Origin of the sequence: Marivirga sp. (assembly GCF_051117495.1) — a bacterium.
Lineage (GTDB): Bacteria > Bacteroidota > Bacteroidia > Cytophagales > Cyclobacteriaceae > Marivirga.
On record NZ_JBNPEF010000023.1, the window covers coordinates 19547 to 28033 of the forward strand.

9 protein-coding genes are annotated in these 8487 nt (G+C 34.2%); 2 read left to right on the forward strand and 7 right to left on the reverse strand.

All coding sequences use genetic code 11. The features are described from left to right. From ACFE0M_RS12615 to ACFE0M_RS12640, 6 genes are all read right to left on the reverse strand, one after another. A complete protein-coding gene (locus ACFE0M_RS12615; RefSeq protein WP_434546130.1) occupies nt 1-630 on the reverse strand; it encodes a hypothetical protein in 630 nt (209 codons plus the stop codon). A 140-nt stretch (nt 631-770) separates the two neighbouring features. Beyond that, nucleotides 771-1379, reverse strand: coding sequence for an alpha-ketoglutarate-dependent dioxygenase AlkB family protein (locus tag ACFE0M_RS12620; RefSeq protein ID WP_434546131.1), 609 nt, complete (start codon nt 1377-1379; stop codon nt 771-773). Between the two features lie 230 nt (nt 1380-1609). After that, nucleotides 1610-1966, reverse strand: a complete 357-nt coding sequence (locus ACFE0M_RS12625) for a hypothetical protein (RefSeq protein WP_434546132.1) — start codon at nt 1964-1966, stop codon at nt 1610-1612. 32 nt (nt 1967-1998) lie between these two features. Further along, nucleotides 1999-2433: a universal stress protein gene (locus ACFE0M_RS12630; RefSeq protein WP_434546133.1), complete on the reverse strand. Its 435-nt coding sequence runs from the start codon at nt 2431-2433 to the stop codon at nt 1999-2001. Nucleotides 2434-2629: 196 nt separating this feature from the next. Continuing rightward, nucleotides 2630-4357, reverse strand: a complete 1728-nt coding sequence (gene lysS, locus ACFE0M_RS12635) for a lysine--tRNA ligase (protein ID WP_434546137.1) — start codon at nt 4355-4357, stop codon at nt 2630-2632. 406 nt (nt 4358-4763) lie between these two features. Further along, the gene (locus tag ACFE0M_RS12640) at nt 4764-5426 is read right to left on the reverse strand and encodes a YggS family pyridoxal phosphate-dependent enzyme (RefSeq protein WP_434546134.1); all 663 of its coding nucleotides are present in this window, start codon (nt 5424-5426) and stop codon (nt 4764-4766) included. A gap of 180 nt (nt 5427-5606) precedes the next feature. Between ACFE0M_RS12640 and ACFE0M_RS12645 the strand changes: the two genes are divergently transcribed. Both ACFE0M_RS12645 and ACFE0M_RS12650 read left to right on the forward strand, forming a co-directional pair. Continuing rightward, entirely contained in the window at nt 5607-7163 is a 1557-nt protein-coding gene (locus ACFE0M_RS12645) for a GH3 family domain-containing protein (RefSeq protein ID WP_434546135.1), read from the forward strand. A gap of 3 nt (nt 7164-7166) precedes the next feature. Further along, a complete protein-coding gene (locus ACFE0M_RS12650) occupies nt 7167-7793 on the forward strand; it encodes a LysE family translocator (RefSeq protein WP_434546136.1) in 627 nt (208 codons plus the stop codon). A 142-nt stretch (nt 7794-7935) separates the two neighbouring features. Here the strand turns inward: ACFE0M_RS12650 and ACFE0M_RS12655 are convergent, their stop codons facing one another. Continuing rightward, nucleotides 7936-8361 carry an N-formylglutamate amidohydrolase gene (locus ACFE0M_RS12655; RefSeq protein ID WP_434546138.1) on the reverse strand — a complete coding sequence of 142 codons (426 nt, stop codon included), beginning with the start codon at nt 8359-8361 and terminating at the stop codon, nt 7936-7938. Nucleotides 8362-8487: the final 126 nt, after the last annotated feature.

Consider the following 8487-nt stretch of genomic DNA (forward strand, 5'->3'; position numbering starts at 1 on the left):
TTAAAGCTTATAGTTAAGCCCTAAATTCAGATTAAAATAATCAATTGGCAAAGAATTACTTCTATTAGTAAATTTATAGATATATGAAAAGCCCATCTTTAAACTAACCTTTAAATGATCACCTCCTGCTCTTATCATTCCTATAGGTTCAAAAAGTAAATTTTCGTCTTTGTATAGAGCAGAAGGTTCTCCAGGTTCTTGTAAAGACCAGAAATTCGTACCTAGCATATTGGTATGTAAATAGCCCGTTTTTAAACTAATACCATACTCTAAATTTGAGCCTCCAGTAGCAATTTTACCGTAATTAATTTGTGTAAAGTATAATTGATAATTACCTTCTAAATAGGCGTCAGGATCGTGATGTCTTCCAGTATTTCCTTCACCATAACCAAAGCCATTATACCATTCGAATACATTATCATTATCATATTTTTGATAATACCCGCCTGCTGCCTGAAAATAAAAATCATCTTTTTTGTAATCTCCAATTCCAATGTTTCCGAAAGCTTGTACGGAAAACTTATCACTAAACCCGTATGATGCCGTTGCGGTAAAAGCAGGTATCAAGGAAGCGCCCGCTTCCACTCTTAAATCATTTTTTTTATGAATAAGTGGTATGTCGGTTGTCATTGGTTGATATACAGAACAACTTGATAAAGCAACAGTCAAAATAATCAAGAATGTAGATAATTTGTTTTTTCTTGGCATATAAAAGAGTTCGTAGTTATAGAATAGACACAAGTTTATTTTTAGAAGTTGTAAGAAGTTACTTAATTCTCTATCGTTCTGAAAGTCAAATTAATTCTTGGATTGTGAACTTTCTTAGTAGGAGGTAGTCGATGGAGCCAATAACTCTGGGTAGTGCCTTTCATGACCAATAAACTACCATTTTCCAGCCAGACTTCTACTTTTTCCTTGGAATCTTTATGCTTAAAGGCGAATTTACGTTCGGCCCCAAAACTAACAGAAGCTATCGCACCATTTTTCTTCAAATCTTTTTCTCCATCACTATGCCAAGCCATTCCTTCATCACCTGAATGATATAAATTCAATAAGCATGAATTATAGGTTTCACCTGACTGCTTTTCTACTTCATACTTTATTTGCTTAAGAGCTTCTGTCCATGGCTTTGCGTATTTGGTTACCTTGGAGTAAGTGTAGGAAAATGGTTTTTCAGCATACCAGGCTACTTTGCGTTTGGTAATAATTTCTTTTCCAAAAATGATGGCTTTATCGTTTTCCCATTTTATTTCATTCAAGAGGTTATTATAGAAAACCAAGGCCTCCTCATCATTGAAGATTTTGCCATGATATTGCACTATGCCATCATAGGGAAGGAGGTTTTGACTCGGATCAAATGGTTCATTGAATAATTTCATTTATTAAGTGTGAAGTAGTTAAACTGAAAGTCAATTAATGTTAATCATTTTCATACCTCAGAGAGCTATAAATTTTAAAAATTATATTTTCAAATTTTTATAATATGTATTTTTGTTAAATACAAAGTCAAAAAAGAATTATGGTTACCATTATTTTTGCCAACCATTATTTATTAAGTGTTTAATAAATAATATTGTTTTCTTATGATCTTTATTAAATTGTCTATAACTTAAAGTAAAGGAATTAATAGCAACAAACTTGGAATTAAAATAAAATTAGTTGCTATTTCAATTCCAATAATAAATACTGAGAAAGCAATTGCATAAATAATTCCCGCTATATTTAAACTTGTTGATACAATTAGTTTTTGATTTTTTATAATCCCCCTAAATTTTACAATTAAAACTCTTTGAAAAAAGTCATATCCAGGAATTAATTCAAATTCATCATTTCCCTTAAAATCACCCCAGAAAAAATTAGCTTTACCTGGTCTTAAGTTCATTTTACGATACTTGATATATTTTTTTAAATCCGTTCTGAATTTTTTTGTATCTGAAATATCGAATTGGTATTTCTTTATTTTCATGAACTATAAAATTTAAAAAACTCTGCTTTAATTTAATCCAAAGGTACCAACAAAACAGGGATTTTTGATTCCTTTATAATCTCATCAGCAACACTACCGACAAATGCTTTATAAAGAAAATTATGGTCATGATGACCCGTTATAATAAGATCAGAATTAAGCTTTTCTGCTTCTTGAATAATCATTTCTACAGTAGCGCCTTGAATCAATAAGCCTTCGGCCTTTACACCTCTCGACTCCAATTGAAGGGCATATTCCTGCAACAATTTATGTTCTTCTTTTAAATCTTCTGCTCTGGCATCTCGAATATACTGCGGTCCCACATCATAACCAATAAAATCCGGTTCGGGTGCGGCAATATGAACTAACCATATTTTGGCATTAAACGCTTTTGCCATTTCATAGGCTTTATCCATTAAGAATTCTTCCTGCTCATTGAAATCTATAGAAACGAATATATTTTTCATAGTTTCTTATTTTAAAATTAATCCTTTAGATATATACGTATTAGCATAAAGAAAGGTAAAAAAGCTCAATAAACATCATATTTCAAACAAAAAAAGCCGGCTATACCGGCTCTTTTGTTTATTGTAAACTGTCAATTGTCAATTTTGTGCTAATGGATAATTCCGGTCTGACCTTCGGTGCTGACCTATGTGGTTCTTAGCTAGTCCACTCTTTCACATCATCTGGGCTTACACTTGGTATATCCAATTTCATTTTCTTTTTCAAACCTGAAATCTGATGGTGTAGTTTGGTATGTTTAATCTCCTTTAATTCTTCAATGGTTTTAATACCCGCTTCCATCACTACAGGAGCCCATTCTTTTGGCACACCGGCTTCAACGAAATCTGCTTCAGTCGCTACTTTGGCTTTTTTCTCGGGCTTCATTTGAGGGAAGAATAAAACATCCTGAATGGAATTGCTATTGGTCATAATCATGCTCAATCGGTCAATTCCAATTCCCAAACCGGCTGTCGGTGGCATGCCGTATTCCAATGCACGCAAGAAATCTTCATCCAACATCATGGCTTCGTCATCTCCTCTTTTACCTAATTCCAATTGCTCTTCAAATCGTTGACGCTGGTCAATCGGATCGTTCAGCTCAGAGAATGCATTACAAATTTCCTTTCCATTACAAATGGCTTCAAACCTTTCCACCAATCCTTCTTTGGTTGGGTGTTTTTTCGCCAAAGGAGACATTTCAATAGGGTAATCTGTGATGAAAGTTGGCTGAATTAATTGTGCCTCACATTTTTCACCGAATATCTCGTCAATTAATTTTCCTTTACCCATAGAATCATCAACAGGAACATGCAGTTTTTCTGCAGTCTTTCTTAATTCTTCCTCATTCATTTCAGAGATATCAATACCTGTGAAATGCTCTATGGCTTCATACATGGTGTAGCGTTTCCATGGTCTTTGGAAATTGATGATATTTTCACCCACTTTCACTTCAGTGGTGCCGTGAATGTCCATGGCTACTTTTTCCACCATTTCTTCTACCAAATTCATCATCCACTGGTAGTCTTTGTAGGCCACATACAATTCTACTTGGGTAAATTCAGGATTATGGAAACGGGACATGCCTTCATTTCTGAAATCTTTGGCAAATTCGAAAACCCCATCATATCCACCTACTATTAATCTTTTCAGATATAATTCATTGGCAATCCTCAGATATAATGTCATATCCAAGGTATTATGGTGCGTTTTAAATGGTCGAGCGGCAGCTCCACCGTAAAGTGGTTGAAGGATAGGCGTTTCCACCTCCAAATAACCTCTATCCCCCAAGAAGCTACGCATAGAATTCACCAATTGTGTTCTTTTCTTGAAAGTATCGCGAACTTCAGGATTTACAATTAAATCAACGTAACGTTGACGATATCTTTGCTCTGAATCAGTGAAAGCATCATATCTTTTCACATTCCCTTGCTCATCCGTAGTCTCTTTGGTGATGGGTAATGGTCTTAAAGACTTGCTCAAAATAAAAAGCTCTTTTACGTGGATTGAAATCTCACCTACTTGAGTAGTAAAAACATAGCCTTTGATACCGATAATGTCACCGATATCCAATAATTTCTTAAATACAGTATTATAAAGTGTTTTATCTTCATCAGGACAAATCTCGTCTCTATTTACATAGATTTGAATTCTACCAGTACTGTCCTGAATTTCAGCAAAGGAAGCTTTTCCCATGATTCTTCTGCTCATCAAACGGCCTGCAATGCTGATATTTTTATAATTTAGCTTGTCGCTATCATAGTTTTGTTTGATATCCTTGGCGCTAACATTAATGTCAAATGTTTCTGCGGGATAAGGATTAATCCCCAGTTTCTGTAGTTCTTCCCTGCCTTTTCTTCTTTCAATTTCCTGTTCGCTTAAATGCATCATTTTTTGCTAATATATATTGGAATCGCTTATCAACTATTTTAATCTGCAAAGATAGGATAAAGTATGGTAATTTTTGATAATTAGAGACTAGATTCTAGGGCTTTGAAACTAGATTTCACTCTGATTCTTTAAATAGACAATTGATAAAATAAACCTTTGGTTTATTCAGTTGACGAAAATTCCTGACTGAGCTTCTCTAATAATTCAAGTACAATAATAGATTAGGACATTTTGTCTATTGAATACAGTCAACTGTCTATTTTGAAGATTCTGCCCAATTATGATTTGACTTGTGTTACTGACCTAATCACCCCATATCTAACATCCATAAACCCAAGATTAAACCGTATCAAGTATCTTCACTATTTGACAAACTTCTTTCTTCTAGCTCCTTATTTCCAGCTCAATTTCTCTCTCCAAATATTTTGCTACCAATTCTCACCATCGTACTGCCTTCTTCTATGGCTATCTCATAATCACCACTCATCCCCATGGATAATTCTTTCAGTTTCAGTTTTTCATCATTGTATTGTGCGGATGTTTTATCAAACAACTTTTTCAGACTTTTGAATTCTCTTCTGATTTTATCTTGATCATCTGTAAATGTTGCCATGCCCATTAAGCCTTTTACTTCTACATGATTCATTTCTTTGAAAGCTTCAGAAGATAATAATTCATGTAGTTCCTGTTCATCCAATCCATATTTATTTTCCTCTTCCGCAATATGGATTTGTAACAAAACTGGAATCACTCTGTCAATTTTTTTACCTTGTTTATTGATTTCTTTTAATAAACGAACGCTGTCCACAGAATGAATCAAATGCACAAATGGAGCAATGTATTTCACCTTATTTCTTTGTAAATGACCAATCATATGCCATTCAATATCTTTCGGTAAGGTTTCTGCTTTATCGGTCAGTTCCTGAACTTTATTTTCCCCTAAAGCTCTTTGCCCGGCTTCATAAGCTTCCATCAAATCCTCATTGGGTTTGGTTTTGCTTACAGCCACTAGCTGGCAATTTCCTAAAGAATTTTTAACCGCTGATAAATTTTCTGCTATACCCATTGGAATATTTTATAATTTAATGCTACTAAAATGCTGACTTTATGATAAAGTTATTTTTATGTATTTCGAATGTTATATATTTGTCTATTGAACTATTTTTTAATAATTAATTTCAAAGGTAAAAGTTTAAGTTTTTACATTCACTTAAATTTTAAATTTTGATTATCAACCACAGAATAAATGACACTTTTAGGTAATCTTATTAAACAAGGGATACGGATTCGAGAGAGTTTGGATCAGGACTTTACACCTGCATTTGAGTTACAAAAAACTGAATTTCGTAAATTAATAATTGCTGCTCGCAATACGCAATTCGGTAAAGCATATAATTTCCCTGGGATTTTGCAATCTTTAAAAAAACAAGATAATAAAAGCTTTTATGAAGATTTTAAAGCCCAAGTACCAGTTCATGATTATAATAAAATGTATGAAAATTGGTGGCATAAATGTCTTGAAGGCGAAAAAGATGTGACATGGCATGGGGCTATTAAATATTTCGCACTAAGTTCAGGGACTTCCGGAGCTTCTTCAAAACATATTCCCGTCTCTTTGGAGATGGTAAAAGCTATCCAAAAAACCAGTGTACGGCAAATTTTATCACTTTCGCGCTATGAGGGTTTGCCCTCCTCTGTTTTTGAAGGCGGTACTTTGATGGTAGGAGGGAGCACCGATTTACAAGATAATGGCAATTATGCCGAAGGTGATTTGAGCGGTATTACTACTTCTCGTATCCCATTTTGGTTTCAGCGTTTCTACAAGCCCGGAAAAGCCATTTCTCGAAAAAAAGACTGGGAAGATAAACTCGAACAGATGACCTTGAAGGCCAAGGATTGGAATATTACCATAATTGCAGGAGTTCCCGCTTGGATCACTATTTTAATTGAAAAGATTATTAAGCACTATAATCTTAATAATATTCATGAGATTTGGCCGAATTTTGAAATCTATGTTCATGGAGGTGTGGCATTTGAACCCTACAAAAAAGGTTTTCAAAGGCTTTTGGGAAGAGATATCAATTATATAGAAACCTATTTGGCTTCTGAAGGATTTATCGCTTTTCAGGCATTTCAAGGAGTGGACAGCATGAGATTGGTGTTGAATAATGGCATATTCTATGAATTTATCCCCTTTCCTGGCGATAACTTTGACGAAGATGGAAATATGGTGGAAGATCCTAAAACCCTTATGATAGATGAAGTGGAAGAAGATGTTGAATATGCACTTCTGATTTCAACTTGCTCGGGAGCCTGGAGATATCTTATAGGCGATACTATAAAATTTGTGTCTAAGGCCGATTGCGAGATCATAATAACGGGCAGAACCAAACATTTTTTAAGTCTTTGTGGTGAGCATTTATCTGTTGATAATATGAACCATGCATTGTTGGATGTATCAAACGATATGGGCTTTGATTTGAAGGAATTTACTGTATTAGGGGTAAAGCATGGCTCGTTATTCGGACATGATTGGTATGTTGGGACAGATAATGCTAATGTGGATGAGGCGGCATTAAGAGAAAAGCTAGATGAGAGATTAAAAGAGTTAAACGATGATTATAAAGTGGAAAGCATTGCTGCTTTAAAGGATATAACAGTAAAAGTACTACCCAATAATGTATTTATAGAATTTATGGAAAGAAACGGAAAAGTGGGTGGTCAAAACAAATTCCCGAGAGTAATAAAAGGAGATAAACAAAAAGATTGGCTATCATATTTAGTCGAAAAAGGTATTCAATAAAATATGATTGAGGTTATTACCAAAGGGGTATTGTTTGGTTTGCTATTGGCTGTAATGTTAGGGCCAGTATTTTTTGCACTAATACAAAATAGTATTATAAAGGGCTTTAAAGCCGGTATATATATGGCTTTAGGAATAGCAATTGCCGATACTGCCTATATATTTTTAATGTATTTTAGCGTAAAGCTGTTTGAAAACAATGATACCGTATCTGTTTGGATGGGCGGGCTAGGAGGATTAATTATTTTGGTTACCGGTATTTTAAGTCTCAAAAAAAAGAGTGTCAGACTAGAGGAACAACAAGTAAACACACAGCGGTCAAGTTTCTTTAAGCAATTTGCTAAAGGGTTCGTTTTAAATGGAATTAATCCCTTCGTTTTGCTCTATTGGCTTGGCGTAATGACTTTGGTAACTAAAAGTTATCATTATGATCAGGGAGAGGTGATTGTATTTTTCACGGGGATTATCGGCACTTTATTAATATCGGATTTTTCTAAAGTGGCACTTTCTCATCGTTTGAGAGCTTGGGTAACGCCAAAAAGGTTGAATATTATGAATAAAGTAGTAGGCGTAGCCCTTATTTTATTCTCATTTAGGTTGTTTTATCATGCTATAGAACATTTTAATTAATCTTGGAAAACAGCAAGCTATCAAATGATTCCTCTTTAAAAATTACCTATTGTGTGGTTTTTCAACATAGAAAAGCTTGCTAGTATATTATTTGAGCATAAAATTTATCCATGAGAGTTTCTTAAAACCTTAGGCTTACTTATTAATTTTTGATCTTATTTCTTTTGTGAAAAGTTAAGGGAGGAAAAACCCAATTACTGATTTGATGCAATGGGTAAAGGTCAAATAATTTTGTGTTGATTTCCAATTCCAAGCCAGCATAGTTCTTTTCATATTTCCCTCTAAAGTAGGTTGTCAATCCATCATCCGTCCCTTTATAAGGATAATTGAATTTCACCCGCCAGCTATCCATTTTTTCATCTATACTTGCTTTCCACACTTCAGCGAATTCTTGTTCTACTTTGCTTGCGGGGTCAAATAGAATGCCTATTTCTGTTTTTCGGATTTCACCATTTAAGATGGGAGTGAAAGAATGAAATGAAAGGTGAATCACCTGATGATTATGATGCAGGTGCTGTTCTATTTTTCTTTCTAATTTGATTTTGTAGGGTAAATAATAATCTTCAATTCAATGCTGTCCTAAATAATTTAAAATTGAGATAAAAACCTAATCCTTCTGATATTTAATCCAGCTTTATCCATATTCAGGAAAAAGAACCCCCTGTTTGCCTTGATTTTGTAGTTTGGGTGGGTC

Excerpts from the sequence above, each read along its gene's own strand:
- ACFE0M_RS12615 (WP_434546130.1), bottom strand. The coding sequence starts at position 630 with ATGACAACCGACATACCACTTATTCATAAAAAAAATGATTTAAGAGTG.
- ACFE0M_RS12620 (WP_434546131.1), bottom strand. The coding sequence starts at position 1,379 with ATGAAATTATTCAATGAACCATTTGATCCGAGTCAAAACCTCCTTCCC.
- ACFE0M_RS12625 (WP_434546132.1), bottom strand. The coding sequence starts at position 1,966 with ATGAAAATAAAGAAATACCAATTCGATATTTCAGATACAAAAAAATTC.
- ACFE0M_RS12630 (WP_434546133.1), bottom strand. The coding sequence starts at position 2,433 with ATGAAAAATATATTCGTTTCTATAGATTTCAATGAGCAGGAAGAATTC.
- lysS (WP_434546137.1), bottom strand. The coding sequence starts at position 4,357 with ATGCATTTAAGCGAACAGGAAATTGAAAGAAGAAAAGGCAGGGAAGAA.
- ACFE0M_RS12640 (WP_434546134.1), bottom strand. The coding sequence starts at position 5,426 with ATGGGTATAGCAGAAAATTTATCAGCGGTTAAAAATTCTTTAGGAAAT.
- ACFE0M_RS12645 (WP_434546135.1), top strand. The coding sequence starts at position 5,607 with ATGACACTTTTAGGTAATCTTATTAAACAAGGGATACGGATTCGAGAG.
- ACFE0M_RS12650 (WP_434546136.1), top strand. The coding sequence starts at position 7,167 with ATGATTGAGGTTATTACCAAAGGGGTATTGTTTGGTTTGCTATTGGCT.